The organism is Variovorax glucosi (assembly GCF_051216695.1).
Lineage (GTDB): Bacteria > Pseudomonadota > Gammaproteobacteria > Burkholderiales > Burkholderiaceae_C > Variovorax.
This window is the reverse complement of record NZ_JBPJZE010000001.1, coordinates 331,758-345,806: the sequence shown is the minus strand read 5'-3', so window position 1 is coordinate 345,806 and position 14,049 is coordinate 331,758. Positions and strand designations below refer to the sequence as shown.

Annotated in this window: 15 protein-coding genes; 2 read left to right on the top strand and 13 right to left on the bottom strand. The window is 66.1% G+C overall.

From position 1 onward, the window contains the following. Positions 1–23: 23 nt before the first annotated feature. Positions 24–1,934: a bifunctional sugar phosphate isomerase/epimerase/4-hydroxyphenylpyruvate dioxygenase family protein gene (locus ACSFA3_RS01690; RefSeq protein ID WP_435503674.1), complete on the bottom strand. Its 1,911-nt coding sequence runs from the start codon at positions 1,932–1,934 to the stop codon at positions 24–26. 125 nt (positions 1,935–2,059) lie between these two features. Here ACSFA3_RS01690 and ACSFA3_RS01685 point away from each other — a divergent pair, with 125 nt between their 5' ends. Continuing rightward, positions 2,060–2,848 carry an IclR family transcriptional regulator domain-containing protein gene (locus ACSFA3_RS01685; protein WP_435503673.1) on the top strand — a complete coding sequence of 263 codons (789 nt, stop codon included), beginning with the start codon at positions 2,060–2,062 and terminating at the stop codon, positions 2,846–2,848. Positions 2,849–2,851: 3 nt separating this feature from the next. Here ACSFA3_RS01685 and ACSFA3_RS01680 read toward each other — a convergent pair whose 3' ends face one another. From ACSFA3_RS01680 to ACSFA3_RS01630, 11 genes are all read right to left on the bottom strand, one after another. Beyond that, positions 2,852–3,370 carry an RES family NAD+ phosphorylase gene (locus tag ACSFA3_RS01680; protein ID WP_435503672.1) on the bottom strand — a complete coding sequence of 173 codons (519 nt, stop codon included), beginning with the start codon at positions 3,368–3,370 and terminating at the stop codon, positions 2,852–2,854. Continuing rightward, positions 3,370–3,939, bottom strand: a complete 570-nt coding sequence (parS, locus tag ACSFA3_RS01675; protein ID WP_435503671.1) for a type II RES/Xre toxin-antitoxin system antitoxin — start codon at positions 3,937–3,939, stop codon at positions 3,370–3,372. The genes ACSFA3_RS01680 and parS overlap by 1 nt, the downstream gene beginning before the upstream one ends. Positions 3,940–4,027: 88 nt before the next feature. Further along, positions 4,028–4,810 (bottom strand): alpha/beta fold hydrolase, encoded by a 783-nt coding sequence (locus tag ACSFA3_RS01670; protein ID WP_435503670.1) that lies wholly within the window; start codon positions 4,808–4,810, stop codon positions 4,028–4,030. Then, positions 4,807–6,009: an MFS transporter gene (locus tag ACSFA3_RS01665; RefSeq protein WP_435503669.1), complete on the bottom strand. Its 1,203-nt coding sequence runs from the start codon at positions 6,007–6,009 to the stop codon at positions 4,807–4,809. Before ACSFA3_RS01665 ends, ACSFA3_RS01670 begins: the two co-directional genes overlap by 4 nt. Beyond that, positions 6,006–6,434 carry a carboxymuconolactone decarboxylase family protein gene (locus ACSFA3_RS01660; protein WP_435503668.1) on the bottom strand — a complete coding sequence of 143 codons (429 nt, stop codon included), beginning with the start codon at positions 6,432–6,434 and terminating at the stop codon, positions 6,006–6,008. The genes ACSFA3_RS01665 and ACSFA3_RS01660 overlap by 4 nt, the downstream gene beginning before the upstream one ends. Next, the gene (gene pcaB / locus ACSFA3_RS01655) at positions 6,431–7,651 is read right to left on the bottom strand and encodes a 3-carboxy-cis,cis-muconate cycloisomerase (protein ID WP_435503667.1); all 1,221 of its coding nucleotides are present in this window, start codon (positions 7,649–7,651) and stop codon (positions 6,431–6,433) included. Before pcaB ends, ACSFA3_RS01660 begins: the two co-directional genes overlap by 4 nt. Positions 7,652–7,655: 4 nt before the next feature. Beyond that, positions 7,656–8,489 carry a shikimate dehydrogenase family protein gene (locus ACSFA3_RS01650; protein WP_435503666.1) on the bottom strand — a complete coding sequence of 278 codons (834 nt, stop codon included), beginning with the start codon at positions 8,487–8,489 and terminating at the stop codon, positions 7,656–7,658. A 31-nt stretch (positions 8,490–8,520) separates the two neighbouring features. Next, complete coding sequence (locus ACSFA3_RS01645) at positions 8,521–9,447, bottom strand: shikimate dehydrogenase family protein (protein WP_435503665.1); 927 nt, start codon at positions 9,445–9,447, stop codon at positions 8,521–8,523. A gap of 34 nt (positions 9,448–9,481) precedes the next feature. Then, positions 9,482–10,687, bottom strand: a complete 1,206-nt coding sequence (gene pcaF / locus ACSFA3_RS01640) for a 3-oxoadipyl-CoA thiolase (RefSeq protein WP_435503664.1) — start codon at positions 10,685–10,687, stop codon at positions 9,482–9,484. 26 nt (positions 10,688–10,713) lie between these two features. Beyond that, positions 10,714–11,373, bottom strand: coding sequence for a 3-oxoacid CoA-transferase subunit B (locus tag ACSFA3_RS01635; RefSeq protein WP_435503663.1), 660 nt, complete (start codon positions 11,371–11,373; stop codon positions 10,714–10,716). Positions 11,374–11,375: 2 nt separating this feature from the next. Then, positions 11,376–12,077, bottom strand: coding sequence for a 3-oxoacid CoA-transferase subunit A (locus tag ACSFA3_RS01630; RefSeq protein ID WP_435503662.1), 702 nt, complete (start codon positions 12,075–12,077; stop codon positions 11,376–11,378). 123 nt (positions 12,078–12,200) lie between these two features. On the opposite strand from ACSFA3_RS01630, the gene ACSFA3_RS01625 reads away from it, so the two are divergent. Continuing rightward, the gene (locus ACSFA3_RS01625) at positions 12,201–13,022 is read left to right on the top strand and encodes an IclR family transcriptional regulator domain-containing protein (RefSeq protein WP_435503661.1); all 822 of its coding nucleotides are present in this window, start codon (positions 12,201–12,203) and stop codon (positions 13,020–13,022) included. A 24-nt stretch (positions 13,023–13,046) separates the two neighbouring features. On the opposite strand, the gene ACSFA3_RS01620 is transcribed toward ACSFA3_RS01625, so the two are convergent. Beyond that, positions 13,047–14,000, bottom strand: a complete 954-nt coding sequence (locus ACSFA3_RS01620; RefSeq protein ID WP_435503660.1) for a LysR substrate-binding domain-containing protein — start codon at positions 13,998–14,000, stop codon at positions 13,047–13,049. Between the last annotated feature and the right edge of the window lie 49 nt (positions 14,001–14,049).

The following is a 14,049-nucleotide window of genomic DNA, read 5'->3' as shown; positions in this document are numbered from 1 at the left end:
TGTCTCCTGGGTGGATGGTTTTTTCAGTGTTGCGGTAGCTGTTGCGCCTGCGCCGCCATCCGGGCCGGCGCATTGCTGCTGCCGTAGCCGTCGTAGGCGCCGATGCGCTGGACGATCTCGAAGAAAGTGCCCTCGCCTTCGAGGCTTTCCGTGTAGATGTGCAGGTAATCCCCGGTCGCGGAGCGGTCGAACAGCACGCCGGCCGCTCGCATGCGTTCTACGAGTGCGAGGTCGATGTCCAGCCGGGTCGGCAGGTCGTCGTGGTAATTCCGCGAGATCGGCACGAAGCGAACGCCGTTCTCGCGCAGACGGGCGACGGTCTCGAAGATGTCGGTGCAGCGCAGCGCGATGTGATGCACCGCACCGCCGCCGGTCACGTTCAACATGCGTGCCGTGCGCGTACGCTGGCTCATCGACACGTTGAGCACCAGCCGCACGCTGCGGTCCGCGTTGGCGACGCCGCGGCTGCGGATCAGGCCGAACGGATCGGCCAGCTCGAGGCTTTCTCCAGGCGCCAGTCCGAGCACCGCGCGCGAGAAAAGCACCCAGGTGTCGAGCTGGTCAACGGCCAGGCCGAGCGCGACGTGGTCGATCGCCAGCAGGCCGGCGCCCTGCCCCGCTTCCGCTGCTTGGTCGTCGTCCAGTATGAAATCCGCCTCGTACAACCCGTTCAGCCCGAGCGACGACGGCACGAAATGCAGCAGGTTTCCGCCCGGCGCGACGATGGCCGGTACTGTCGTTTCCGCCGGGCCGACCGGACTGTCGTAGCGCTGCGAGCGCATCGCCACGGCGCGTGCGACGGCCACTTGCGGATCCGCGGCGCGGATGCCCAGCGCGCAAACCGACGCGCCGTGGGCGTCGAAGCGTTCCCGTGCGAACGAATCGGGCTGCGCATTCACGATGAGGTGCACGTCGCCCTGCCGATAGAGCGACACCGCCTTGGAACGATGCCTGCCGACGCGCCGGAAACCGAACCGGCCGAACAGCGTACCTAGCGTGACAGCGGACTTCTCGTCTGCCGCGAATTCGATGAACGTGATGCCTTCGAGCTTCGGGACGGGCGGCGGGCTGAGCAGCTCGATGGCCGGAGCGGGCTGGCGCATCGCCGGTGCCGACTCAAGCCGCGCGCGCGCCTCGCTCTCCAGATACAGCAGCGAACGCATCGCATCCACCGCAATGCGGCGGTTCGGCGTTTCGCGGAAAACGTCGTTGAAGATTTCCAGCGACAGCGGCCCGGTGTAGCCGGCGCGCAGCGTCTGCACGAAGAAGTCGATCACGTCGAGCTCGCCCTGTCCGGGAAACGAGCGATGGTGGCGCGCCCACTGCAGCACGCTCATTTCCAGCAGCGGCGCGTCGGCCATCTGCAGGAAGAAGATCTTGTCGCCGGGAATCTCTGCGATGCCGGCCGGATCGTCCTTGAGCGACAGCGTGTGGAAACTGTCCAGGATCAGGCCCAGATCCGGATGATCGGCGCGGCGCACGATGTCCCATGCCTGGCGGTAGAGCGACGTCTTGCGGCCCCAGGCCAGCGCCTCGTAACCCACGCGCAAGCCGCGACGGCTGGCACGCTCGGCGAGTTCGTGCAGTTGCGCCGCTGCAAGCGCCGGATCGTCGATGGTCGCCGGCGACGTGTTCGAGCAGCAAAGCACCAGCGGGGCGCCCATCGCCTGCATCAGGTCGAACTTGCGCTCGGCGCGGTCGAGGCTGCGGCGGAACTGCGGTTCCGGCATGGCTTCGAAATCGCGAAACGGCTGGTAGAGGTCGATCGACAGACCCAGATCGGCGGCGATGCGGCCCAGCTCGGCAGCCGTTCCATTGAAGTTGATGAAGTCGGCCTCGAACAGCTCGATGCCGTCGAATCCCGCCGCCGCAATGGCTTCGAGCTTCTGGCGCAGTGTGCCGCTCAGCGACACGGTGGCGATGGAACGATGCATGGCGGCGACTTTAAAAAGTCGCGACATTAGTCACAATGCCGTACAACCCTAATTCGATCGATGATCGATCGCCAGCGATCATCCTGCGACCGAAATTCGGGTAACACCTGAGACGCCTGCTCGCCATGCAAAACACGCCCGACAACGAAATAGCCCCCGTCATCGACCGAAAACTCCTAATTGAAGGGCTCGGCCGCGGGCTGCGCGTCATCGAAGCGTTTTCGGACGACCGGCCCCGCATGACAGCCACCGAAGCCGGCGTCGCAGCGGCACTCACCCGAACAGCGGCACGGCGCTACCTGATGAGCCTGGTGCACTACGGCTACGCCGCGACGGACGGCAAATATTACTGGCTGCTGCCGCGCGTCCTGCGCCTCGGCGAAGCGTTTCTGGACAGCGCGCGCGTGCCGCGGCTGGTGCAGCCGTATATCCAGCGCGCGTCGATGCAGTGCGGCGAAACGCTCAACGTCGGCGCGCTCGACGGCGACGAAGTCGTCTATATCGCGCGCAGCAACGCGCCGCGGATGGTGTCGATCGGTTTCAATCCGGGCGCGCGCGTGCCGGCGCATGTGGTGTCGCAAGGCTTCGTGCTGCTGTCGGCCATCGACGACGAGGCGCTCGATGCCTGGATCGAAAAGCACGACTTCGCGAACTTCACCGATTCGCTGCCCGTCGACGCCGTACGCTTCCGCAACAGCGTCGTCGCCGCACGCTCGCTCGGCTACTGGATGGCCGACCAGCACCTCAACTTCGGCCTCAGCGGACTGGCGCTGATGCTCAAGGACCGCAAGGGGCGCGGCCAGTACGCGCTGAGCGTGACGGTGCAGCGGCAGATGTATCCCGACGACCAGATGGTGAAGAAGCTGCTGCCGGTGTTGAGGGACGTGGCGGAGGCACTGCGGCCCGTGCTCTGAGGCTCACGCTTTCGAGGGATGGAGCCGGGTGTCGAGTACGAAGCGCGACTGCGAGTCCTGTCGATAGCGGCCTTCGGCGACGGCAGGCTCCATGACAAGATTCCAGCTGAACCTCGAAACGGTGCTCGGAAAAAGCACGATGCCGTACTGCGCAAGGAGGCTACTGCCGAATGCCTGCTGGCTGGCGCCGGGCGTACCCGGCGCCAGCCAGCCGGGGTTGGGAACGTCCTCTGGCTGCACGACATACACCGGGCCACCGGTGATCCGTGCGCAGGTCAGCGTGTGGGGTTGCGTGGTCAGCAACGGGAAACCCACATGCACCGCAACTTCGAGAATCGCCGTGCCCGGGTCGACCGAGCAATAGACGGCGCGCTGACCCTTGATGTTCCACCTGCCGCCGAACTTTTCCGCGCCGATACCGCTGTCCCAGGTGTCCGCGTGATGCTGACGGTCGAGCCGCCATGCGAGGAGCGGACCACCTGGCCCGACCTGCGGCGCAGGTGCCATCGCATGTTCGCGCATCAGGCGTACACCCCGTGCGCGATGCGATCGAGCAACTCTTCGACGAGTTGCGTCCCGATGGGCGTCGCGAGCAGGTCGATCGGCTTTTGCTGATCGAGCCCGATGGCAGGCGTCTCCAGCCATTGCACGGCGGCTTCGCGGCTTCCGAGCACCAGCGAAGCCTTGGCGACCACCTCGGCAAACTTGAAGGTACGTCCGCCTTGCGCAACGCTCAGGGTCTCGCCCTGCGCCCCCTTCTTGCGATGCAGCGTGCGCAGACTGATGCCGAGCGCTTCGCTCAGCGTCGTCGACGAGAGCGGCTCTATCGAATGCGCCAGATGAAAAATCGACGCACTCGGGATGCCGTGGGAAACCCAGTGGTGAACGTCCAGGAGGTTTTCGGGTATGTGAGAGAGCACCTTGCTTCCGCCCAACATTTCCAGTGCGATCACCAGGTGCGTCCCGTTGGCATCGATGAGCGCCCCGTAACGCTCCCGCAATTTGGCGGAAATCGGGGGCTGGTCATCGAGCCCCCAACTCCATGCGGCGTTCGGCCCGGGTCTGTGAGCGGGTGCCTGGTGTGTGTTCATCATTGCCTTTCATGCCATTTGGCACTGACATTCTGTCATAAGGCACTCGATCAGCGAGTTGCTGGCGCCGGAACCAGCACCGAGGGCTTCAAAGGCTGCGCCAGAAGCCGATCAGGATTTCGGCGAATTCGTCCGGCAACTCCGCCGCACTCACATGCGCGGCATCGATCGTCGCCAGCCGCGCGCCCGGGATCTGATCGACCATCTGCTGCGACATCGCCATCGGCGTCGCCAGATCCTGCGTGCCGCCGATGACCAGCGTGGGCGTCGAAATCCGCCTGTTGCTTTCGCGGAAATCGATGGCCGCCACGGCTGCGCAGCTCGCCAGGTACGACGCGTCATCGTTGCGTACCAGCACGTCATGAAGCTGCTTGGCAACCACGGCGCCTTCGGCCGTCGCGGCGAAGGTCGGTGTGAGCCATCGTTCCACGGCGCCTTGCGCAACGGCGGCGACGCCCTTCGCGCCCACCGTTTCTGCTCGCGCACGCCACGTCGCCTGATCCGGATAGTGCGACGCCGAATTCGCGACGACCAGCGTGCGCAGCAGTTCGGGCCGACGCGCGGCCAGCGCCTGACCCGTCATGCCGCCCATGGAGAGACCGACGAAATGCACCGGCTCGCCGCCCGCTTCGCGCTCGATGAGCTCCGCCGCGTCATGCGCCAGCGTATCGATGCTTATCGCGTCCGGCACGCGTGCGGAGGCGCCGTGGTTGCGGTGGTCGTAGCGCACGACGGTGTGTGCACGCGCCAGCAACGCGGCCACGCCGTCCCACATGTGCAGGTCGCAACCGAGCGCATGGCTCAGAACGACGACCGGACCGTTACCTTCGCGGACGACGTGGAGACGAGGGGAAGCTGCGGTGGATGTCATGTTGTTTCCTTTTTGAGAGCGGGAAGGCGCGGCAGCCAGAAGAACGCGATCGACATCAGCGCGGCGCCGGCTAGCAGCATCGGCACGACCATCGGCCAGGCGCCGTTCGAGAATTCGGCGTCGACGAAACGCGCAGCGATCTGGCCAACGCAGAACGCGACCATCATCATGCCGAAGCCCGACCAGGACACCGCCCGTCCCGCCAGATGCGGAAGATCGCCGACCGAGCCCGCCTGACCGCATGGCTGATGGATGCCGTGGCCCATGACGTAAACGGCGTGGCCGACGAGCAACGGAACCGCGCTGTGCGGCAGCAGCCAGCAACCGAGCGCCTGGATGACCGCGCCGCCCAGGCTGAGCGAAGCCCCGAACTTGACCGACTTCACCGGGCCGAACCGACGCAGCAGGCGGCGGCACATCGTCGTGCTGAAGATGTAGATCAGCGAGCCGCCGGCGGGAATCCAGCCGTAGGCCGCCGTCGAGAGCCCCAGATAGCCGATGTAGACCATCGGCGACAGCAGCAGGAACGCGAAGATGCCGCCGTAGGTGACTGCGGCCAGCGAGGCCCAGGCGCGGAACGCCGCACTTGCGAAAACGGCGCGCGCGCTGCCTTTGGGCGCCGATTCGCCTCCCGCGTGCGATTTCCGGGTTTCGCCGAACCAGCGCCAGCACATCGCCAGCAGCGTCAGTGCATACAACGCCATCGCGACCATCACCGAGCGCCAGCCGAAGCCCTGCACCAGCCACGCCCCGAGGACCGGCGCGACAAGCCCGACGGCACCAAGACCAGTCAATCCGCGCGCCATCACATGCGGACCTTCGTGCGCCGGATACAGGTCGCGCACGGCAGCACGGGCGCAGACCAGAATGGCAGCCATCGCGAAACCCTGGATCGCCCGCCACGATCCGAGCATGAAGATGCTGGTCGCGAAAGCGCCGCCGAGTGAAGCCAGCGCGTAGCAGGCCAGCCCGCCGAGAAGCACCGGTCGTCGGCCGAAACGGTCGGACAGCGGGCCGCAGATCAGTTGCGCGATGCCGAAAGCCAGCACGAACAGCGTCAGGCTGGCGCTGGCGGAACCGAGTTCGAGCGCGATGGCAGGCAGCGCCGGAAGATAGCTGTCGGTAGCCACCGGCTGCGCTGCCAGAAGCAGCGGCAGCAGCAGCGCGAAGCTCGCTCCCCGGGCGCGCGGCGCGCTCACCGGCCGGGCGTGGCCGGCAGCAATCCCTTTTCGCGCAGGATGCCGGTCGCGATGCCGAAGGCATGATTCGCGACCGGCACGCCGCAGTAGATGGCGGACATGATGATCACTTCCTTGATGTCTTCCGGCGTCAGCCGCGACTCCGGCGGACCGTCGAGCGCCGCGCGCACGTGCATCGCGAACTCGTCGTACGCGTGGATGCCCAGCATCATCGACAGCACCATGTAGCGGCGCGTCTTGTCACCCAGCGCCGGCCGGCCCCAGATGTCGTTCCAGGCATGGCGCGTGATGAGTTCCTGGAACTCGCTGTTGAATTCGTTGCGGTTGGCGAGCGATTTGTCGACCCAGGCGTTGCCCAGCACGCGGCGGCGATTGACAAGGCCGGCTTCGTAGTCGTCGGCGGGTTGCTCTGCTGTGTCGGTCATGAAGCGGAATCCTTGTTCTGGATTACAACGAGGCATTCGCGCAAAACGGCGACTCGCTCGACTGCAATGGCGCCGGCGTTCTCGGCCAGCACGGGGTCGAACCATTCGTCGGCGGCCGATTGCGGCAGCTCTGAACGCAGGCGGTCGATGTTGGCCTGCATCCGTCCGGCATCGACCTGCAGGCCCGGAAGCGCCGCGGAAAGCGAACGAACGCTGCCGTGCGCCGACATCACCAGCTGCGGCCATTCGGCAAGTTCCGCCTGCCAGGCGCCAAGCGCACGCTCGTGCTGCTGCGGCATGGCGGCGAGCATGACTGCGACACGCTGTGGCACGCGGTGCGCGGCGGCGACCGCCACCATCGACGCGACCGGATTGCGCTTGTGCGGCATTGCGGAAGAGCCGCCGCGCCCGGCTTCGCTCGGTTCGGAAACCTCGCCGACCTCGTACTGGCCGAGCAGGCCGATGTCGACACCGATCTTGCCAAGGCTGCCGGTCATCAGCCCCAGTTCGCAGCCGAGCGCGACCCACTCGTCGCGCTGCGTGTGCCATGTCGCGCCGGGGTCCGCCAGTCCCAGGTCCGCAGCCAGCCGGGCGCGCACGGCCGCACCGCGACCGCGCATCTGCGCCAGCGTGCCGACCGCGCCGCCAAGCTGCACCTGCAGCGCGCGTTGCGCTGTCTCGTGAAGACGCTCGGCACTGCGCACCAGCGGCGCAGCCCAGCCGGCGCACTTGAAACCGAAACTGGTGACGGAAGCGGGCTGCATCAGCGTGCGCGCCAGCATCGGCGTCGTCGCGTAGCGAATCGCGTGGTCCAGCAACACATCTGCAGCGCGGGCGAGATCGGCTTCGATCAGCGCGATCACCTCACGCGTCACGAGCGAAGTCGCGGTGTCGATCACGTCCTGGCTGGTGCTGCCGAAATGAACGAATGGCGCAGCTTCGGCATTCGCAGCGGCGACTTTCTCGCGCAACGCCTTGACAAGCGGAATCGCGACGCTGCCGGCCCGTCCACTGTCGCGCACGATGCCGGCGACGTCGAACAGCGAAACGTCGCAGCACGCCTGGATGCTCGCCGCCGCGGCATCGGGCATCAGTCCCTCGGCGGCCTGCGCCCGTGCGAGCCCCGATTCGAACCGCAGCATCGCAGCCACAAACGCGCCGTCGCTGAACGCATCCAGCGATTCGGGCGAGGAGAGGAAGCCGTCGAAGATGCTCACGGGATCAGTAGCTCAGCTTGGCCACGGACCGCAGTTCATCCGCCGTCGCAGTGCCAAAACCGAAGAATTCCAGGTACGCCGGAATCATCTCGAACAGCATGTCGGTGCCGACCTGCACGGCACAGCCCTTGGCTTTCGCGGCCTGCAGCAGCGGCGTGAATTCCGTCTTCATGACGACCTCGCCAACAAAAGTCTCCGGGCTGATTCGGTCGATGTCGAACGGAAGCGGATCGTCGTCGCGCATGCCGAGCGGCGTCGCGTTGACGACCACGTCGAAGCCGGCCGGGTCTGTCGAGCCGGTTGTGACCGTCATCTGCGGATAGTGCTCGCGCAGCCGGGAAGCCAATGCCTCGGCCGACGCGCTACTGAAGTCGTACAGCGCCAGTTCGGCAGCGCCGGCCGCTGCAATCGAAGCGGCAATCGCAGAACCGACACCGCCCGTTCCCGACACCAGTACGCGCGCGCCCTTGAACAGCCGACCCTTTCGCTCGACGCCGCGCACGAAACCGGCGCCGTCGAACTGGTCGCCGAGCAGCGTTCCGTCCGGCCGCTTGAGGATGGCGTTGCAGGCACCTGCAATGCGCGCGGTCGGTGTCACTTCGTCCATCAGGCCGACGGTGACGACCTTATGCGGCATCGTGACGAGCGCGCCGCGAAGATTGCTGAACCTGAAGATCGAGGCCAGGGAGGTCGCATAGTCTTCAGGCTTGACGCCCATCGGTACGACGCATGCGTCGATGCCGTGCTTGTCGAACCACGGGTTGTAGATCATCGGCGCCTTGAAGGCTTCGGTCGGATAGCCCAGATGGGCGATGAGCGTTGTCTTGCCGGAAAGCATGTTCGGTCGGGCTCCAGGTGAATCAGGAGAATCAGGAGAAATAGGGTTTGGCGATCTCGCCCTGCATCGAGGGCGGATAGATCAGTTCGCGCAGGAAATCCGCGTCTTCCTGCAGCGCTTCGGCGGCGGCTTCGTGGCCGAAGTGGCGCAGGTAGTGCGGCATCTGCTGGATCAGCATCTCGAAACCGGCCTGCGCATGCAGGCCGCGTGCGCGGGCGGCGCGCACCAGCGGCGTCGGCTGGTTGCGCAGCAGCGTGTCGAACAGCGCGGCGCCGGGCTCCATGCGGGCGACATCGAAGGGCATCGGATCGTCTTCGGAAAGTCCGGAAGTCGTCGCGTTGATGACCAGGTCGTAGCCTTCGGGCGCATTGCTGCCCGCTGCGACGACATCGGCGGCAAAGAACGAATCCAGCTTCGCCGCCACTCGCGCGGCCTTGCCCGCCGCCGTGTCGTAGAACGCGATGTGCGCGACGCCGTTGGTCGCACCACCTTCGACCAGCGCCGTACCGATGGCCGCAGCCGTCGTGCCGGCTCCGAGCACCAGCACGCGCTTGCCGCGATACGGCATCGCATAGTGGTCGAGCGCGTCCAGCAGGCCGTCGCCGTCGAACAGGTCGCCTTCGAGCGCATTGCTCTCCGTGCGCCGCACGACATTGACCGACCCGGCGATGCGTCCGGCGAGCCCGCAGGCGTCGAGCAGATCGATCACCAGCGGCTTGTGCGGCGGTGCGATCACCATGCCGCCGACATTGCGCGCCAGGAATGCCGCCCTGAAGAACACTGCGAAGTCGCGTTTCGACACCTGCATCGGAAGCAGCACGGCGTCGATGCCGAAGCGCTCGAACACCGCATCGAACATCCGGGGCAACCGGACGTTGCTGACCGGATCGCCGGGAATCAGATAGACGGTCGCGTCGCCCTGGAAGCGGGACGATTTCCGTGCGAAGATGGTTTCCATGGGGCTGCGACGGCGTGGCCGTTCGAAGGAAGTGTCAGACCCGCTCGAGGATAACGGCGATGCCCTGCCCCACGCCGATGCACATCGTGCACAGCGCATAGCGGCCGCCCTGCTTGTGCAGCTGGTTCACGGCCGTCGTCGCGAGTCGCGCGCCGCTCGCACCCAGCGGATGGCCCAGCGCGATCGCGCCGCCGTTGATGTTCACGCGCGCGTCGTCGTCCTCCAGGCCGAGCATGCGCAGCACGGCGAGTCCCTGTGCCGCGAAGGCTTCGTTCAGCTCGATGACATCGATCTGGTCCAGCGTCAGGCCGGTCAGCGCCAGCACCTTGAGCGTCGCCGGTGCTGGGCCGATGCCCATCACGCGCGGCGCGACGCCGGCCGTTGCCATGCCGACCACGCGGGCGCGCGGCGTCAGGCCGTATTTCGCCGCGCTGGCTTCGTCGGCCAGCAGCAAGGCGCAGGCGCCGTCGTTCACGCCGCTGGCATTGCCGGCCGTGACGGTGCCGTCGGGACGGACCACGCCCTTGAGCTTGGCCAGAGACTCCATGCTGGTCTCGCGCGGATGCTCGTCCTTGCTCACGATGACCGGATCGCCCTTCTTCTGCGGCACGCTGACCGGCACGATCTCGGCGTCGAAGAAGCCTGATTTCTGCGATGCGACGGCGCGCTGCTGCGAAGCCAGCGCCATGCGGTCCTGCGCCTCGCGCTCGATCTTGTAGTCGGTGGCGACGTTCTCGGCGGTTTCGGGCATCGAATCGACGCCGTACTGTGCCTTCATCAGCTTGTTGACGAAGCGCCAGCCGATGGTGGTGTCGTAGACGGCGTTGGCACGGCCGAAAGCCGTCTCGGCCTTCGGCATCACGAACGGCGCGCGGCTCATGCTTTCGACGCCGCCCGCGATCATCAGACCGGCTTCGCCCGACTTGATGGCGCGCGAAGCCGTGCCGATCGCGTCGAGACCCGATCCGCACAGGCGATTGATCGTCGCGCCGCCTAGTTCCAGCGGCAGGCCAGCCAGCAGAGCGGACATGCGCGCCACGTTGCGGTTGTCTTCGCCGGCCTGGTTGGCGCAGCCGTAGATCACGTCGGTGACGGCCTGCCAGTCGACGCCCTTGTTGCGTTCCATGAGCGCGCGCAGGGGGACGGCGCCCAGATCGTCGGCGCGGACGCTCGACAGCGCGCCGCCGTAGCGGCCGAACGGGGTGCGGATCGCGTCGCAGATGAAGGCTTGTCTGGTCATGTGTGGTGTCTCTCTTGTTGAATTTTTCAGGCAGCGATCGGCAGGCCGACCAGCTTTTCAAGTTCGGCATGTTCCAGTCCGTCGACTTTGTCGATCAGCTTCAGCCCGTCGGGCGTGCATTCCAGTGTCGCCAGATCGGAGTACACACGCTTGACGCAGCCGATGCCGGTCAGCGGGTAGGTGCACTGCTTCACCAGCTTGCTTGCGCCCTGCTTGGTCAGCAGATCCATCATCACCCAGGTCTGCTTGGCACCGATGGCGAGGTCCATCGCGCCGCCAACCGCCGGAATCGCGTCCTTTTCGCCGGTGTGCCAGTTCGCCAGATCGCCGGTCGCCGACACCTGGAAAGCGCCGAGCACGCAGATGTCGAGATGCCCGCCGCGCATCATCGCGAAGCTGTCGGCATGGTGGAAGAACGAGCCGCCCGGCAGCAATGTGACGGGCTGCTTGCCCGCATTGATAAGGTCGTAGTCTTCCTCGCCTGCGGCCGGCGCAGCGCCCATGCCGAGGATGCCGTTCTCGCTCTGCAGGATGACTTCCCGGCCAGCGGGCAGATGATTGGCGACCAGCGTCGGCTGGCCGATGCCGAGATTGACGACGGCGCCATCGAAGATGTCCTGCGCGACGCGGGCGGCGAGCTGGTCCTTGGTGCGGCGTTGATAGGTAGCGGTGGTTGTGCTGGTCATTTTCATGCTGCCTTCTTGAAACCGCCGGCCTGGGTTGCGACACGGTCAATCTTCACGACCTGCTTCACGAAGATGCCCGGCGTAACGATGGTTTCGGGGTCGAGAGTGCCGAGTTCGGCGATCTCGTGCACGGTCGCGATGGTCTTCTTCGCGGCCATGGCCATCACCGGGCCGAAGTTGCGAGCTGCCTTGCGATAGACCAGATTGCCCCAGCGGTCGCCGCGCTCGGCCTTGATCAACGCCACGTCGCCGTGGATCGGGTACTCGAGCACGTAGTGCACGCCGCCGATGACGCGCGTCTCGCGGTCGCCGGAGAGCTGCGTACCGTAGCCGGTCGGGCAGAAGAAACCGCCGATGCCTGCGCCCGCCGCGCGGATGCGCTCGGCCAGATTGCCTTGCGGCACGAGTTCGAGTTCGAGCTTGCCGGAGCGATAGAGCTCGTCGAACACCTGGCTGTCGGCCTGGCGCGGGAAGCTGCAGATGATCTTGCGCACCCGGCCGGCCTTGAGCAGCGCTGCCAGGCCGGTTTCGGCATTGCCGGCGTTGTTGTTGACGACGGTCAGGTCTCTGGCGCCCTGCTCGATCAGCCCATCGATGAGTTCATTCGGAATGCCGGCGGTGCCGAAACCGCCGATGAGGACGGTCGAGCCGTCCTTGATGTCGGCCATCGCTTCGGCGACCGAGCGTGCGATCTTGTCGATCATGTGTGTTTGTCTCCTGGGGAATTGAGGGTAAGCACCGAGTCATCCATCCCTGATTCATCCGTCATCGATGTTCTTATAGCGAACATTTGTTCTTATAATGAATTCTAGGAGTTTCAGACGCACATGGCAACCACCCCCGACGATCGTTCCGACACTTCCGCGACATCCGCGACATCCCGACCGGAAGTGCCCAAGCCGGGCGACAGCTACGTGCAGTCGTTCGCGCGCGGGCTGGAAGTCATCCGCTCGTTCAGCGCCCGCGCGCCGAGGCAGACGCTGAGCCAGGTCGCTGCCGCGAGCGGCCTCACGCGGGCGGGTGCACGACGCATTCTGCTCACGCTGCAGACATTGGGCTATGTCGAGACCGACGGAAAACTCTTCGCGCTCACGCCGCGCATCCTCGATCTCGGCTTTGCCTATCTCTCGTCGATGCCGATCTGGAACCGCGCCGAGCCGGTGATGGACGCGCTGGTCGCGCAGGTGCAGGAATCGTGTTCGGCCGCCGTGCTGGACGGTACGGACATCGTCTACGTGATGCGCGTCGCGACGCAGAAGATCATGAGCATCAGCCTGGGCGTCGGCTCACGGCTGCCGGCGTCGTGCACGTCGATGGGAAGGCTGCTGCTGTCGCAACTCGACCCGGCGGAAGCACGGACGCGCATCGAGGCGTCGCCGCGCGAAGCGCTGACGCGCCTGACCGTCACCGATGTCGATGCGTTGCTGGTTCTGGTGACTCAGGCCAGGCGCCAGGGCTGGTGCCTGGTCGACCAGGAACTGGAGGAAGGCCTGATTTCGATCGCCGCGCCAATATTCAACCGCGCCGGACGGATGGTGGCGGCGCTCAACATCAGCGGCCAGGCCAACAGGACCAGTGCGAAGGCGATGCGGGAGACGATGCTGCCGCAGTTGCTGGAAACGGCACGGCGGATCTCGGCGCTGATCTAGCGCGACATGCTTGACGCGACATCTTTAACGCGACAGCCGCGCGGCTTCATCCCTCAGCAACCCGGCCATCGCGCCCCGGAGCGCCGACGGATCAGCATCGCTGCGCAAAAGAAGGCCGACCGGCTCCTCCGTGCCGACGGTACGGATCGGCAGCCGCACCACGCGCCCATCGTCCAGGTCGGCCCGCGCCGCGCCGAGCGGCGTGATCCAGACCGCGTCCGAAATGGCCACCAGCGCGCGTGCCACCGATACGTCGAGCGTCTGCAGCGCATTTGCCGGCAGCGCCAGGCCGAGCGCAGAGAAGAAGCTTTCGGTGTTGTGGCGCGGAATCGTTCCCTCGCCGTAGACCACCAGCGGATGCAGCAGTACGTCCTGCACCTGCATCGTCGCACCGGCGCGCGCCAGCGGATGACCGGCACGGGCCACGAAAACCAGCGGCTCCGTGTGCAAAAGCTCGAAGCTCAAACCGGTCATAAGGCGCGGATCGCTCATGCGTCCGGCAACCAGGTCCAGCTCGCCGGCACGCAATTCATCGAGCAGCACGGCGTTGGCCGCGCTCCTGACGATCACCTGCACTTGCGGCCACCTGCTGCGGAAGTCGGCCAGCGCACGCGGCAGCAGTGCCGGCGCGACGCTTGGCAGCGCACCGATGCGCAGGCGCTGGAGCTGTCCGCCGTTCGTCGGCGCGATGGCGAGCGCGCTGGCGTCGACCGCCTCCAGCACCCGCAGCGCATGCGCCAGCAACTGTTCGCCCACGGGCGTCAGTCCCTGCACGCCGCGCCGGCCGGCGGTACCGCGTTCGACCAGGCGGACGCCGGCCATCGCCTCCAGTTCGGCCAGCGTTTTCGATATCGCGGGCTGGCTCAGCGCGAGCCGTTCTGCGGCGCGCGCCAGGTGCCGTTCCTGCGCGACGGCCACGAGGCAACGCATGTGGCGCAATTGCACGCTGCGGATGAAGGTGTCTGCCAAGCCGACCATGTCGATTACCGGTGGTTATTGAAATTCGACGAATCGTCAATTTACAGCA

Excerpts from the sequence above, each read along its gene's own strand:
- ACSFA3_RS01635 (WP_435503663.1), bottom strand. The coding sequence starts at position 11,373 with ATGACCAGCACAACCACCGCTACCTATCAACGCCGCACCAAGGACCAG.
- ACSFA3_RS01625 (WP_435503661.1), top strand. The coding sequence starts at position 12,201 with ATGGCAACCACCCCCGACGATCGTTCCGACACTTCCGCGACATCCGCG.
- ACSFA3_RS01630 (WP_435503662.1), bottom strand. The coding sequence starts at position 12,077 with ATGATCGACAAGATCGCACGCTCGGTCGCCGAAGCGATGGCCGACATC.
- ACSFA3_RS01660 (WP_435503668.1), bottom strand. The coding sequence starts at position 6,434 with ATGACCGACACAGCAGAGCAACCCGCCGACGACTACGAAGCCGGCCTT.
- ACSFA3_RS01645 (WP_435503665.1), bottom strand. The coding sequence starts at position 9,447 with ATGGAAACCATCTTCGCACGGAAATCGTCCCGCTTCCAGGGCGACGCG.
- pcaF (WP_435503664.1), bottom strand. The coding sequence starts at position 10,687 with ATGACCAGACAAGCCTTCATCTGCGACGCGATCCGCACCCCGTTCGGC.
- ACSFA3_RS01690 (WP_435503674.1), bottom strand. The coding sequence starts at position 1,934 with ATGCATCGTTCCATCGCCACCGTGTCGCTGAGCGGCACACTGCGCCAG.
- parS (WP_435503671.1), bottom strand. The coding sequence starts at position 3,939 with ATGAACACACACCAGGCACCCGCTCACAGACCCGGGCCGAACGCCGCA.
- ACSFA3_RS01670 (WP_435503670.1), bottom strand. The coding sequence starts at position 4,810 with ATGACATCCACCGCAGCTTCCCCTCGTCTCCACGTCGTCCGCGAAGGT.
- ACSFA3_RS01650 (WP_435503666.1), bottom strand. The coding sequence starts at position 8,489 with ATGCTTTCCGGCAAGACAACGCTCATCGCCCATCTGGGCTATCCGACC.
- ACSFA3_RS01620 (WP_435503660.1), bottom strand. The coding sequence starts at position 14,000 with ATGGTCGGCTTGGCAGACACCTTCATCCGCAGCGTGCAATTGCGCCAC.
- ACSFA3_RS01685 (WP_435503673.1), top strand. The coding sequence starts at position 2,060 with ATGCAAAACACGCCCGACAACGAAATAGCCCCCGTCATCGACCGAAAA.
- ACSFA3_RS01680 (WP_435503672.1), bottom strand. The coding sequence starts at position 3,370 with ATGCGCGAACATGCGATGGCACCTGCGCCGCAGGTCGGGCCAGGTGGT.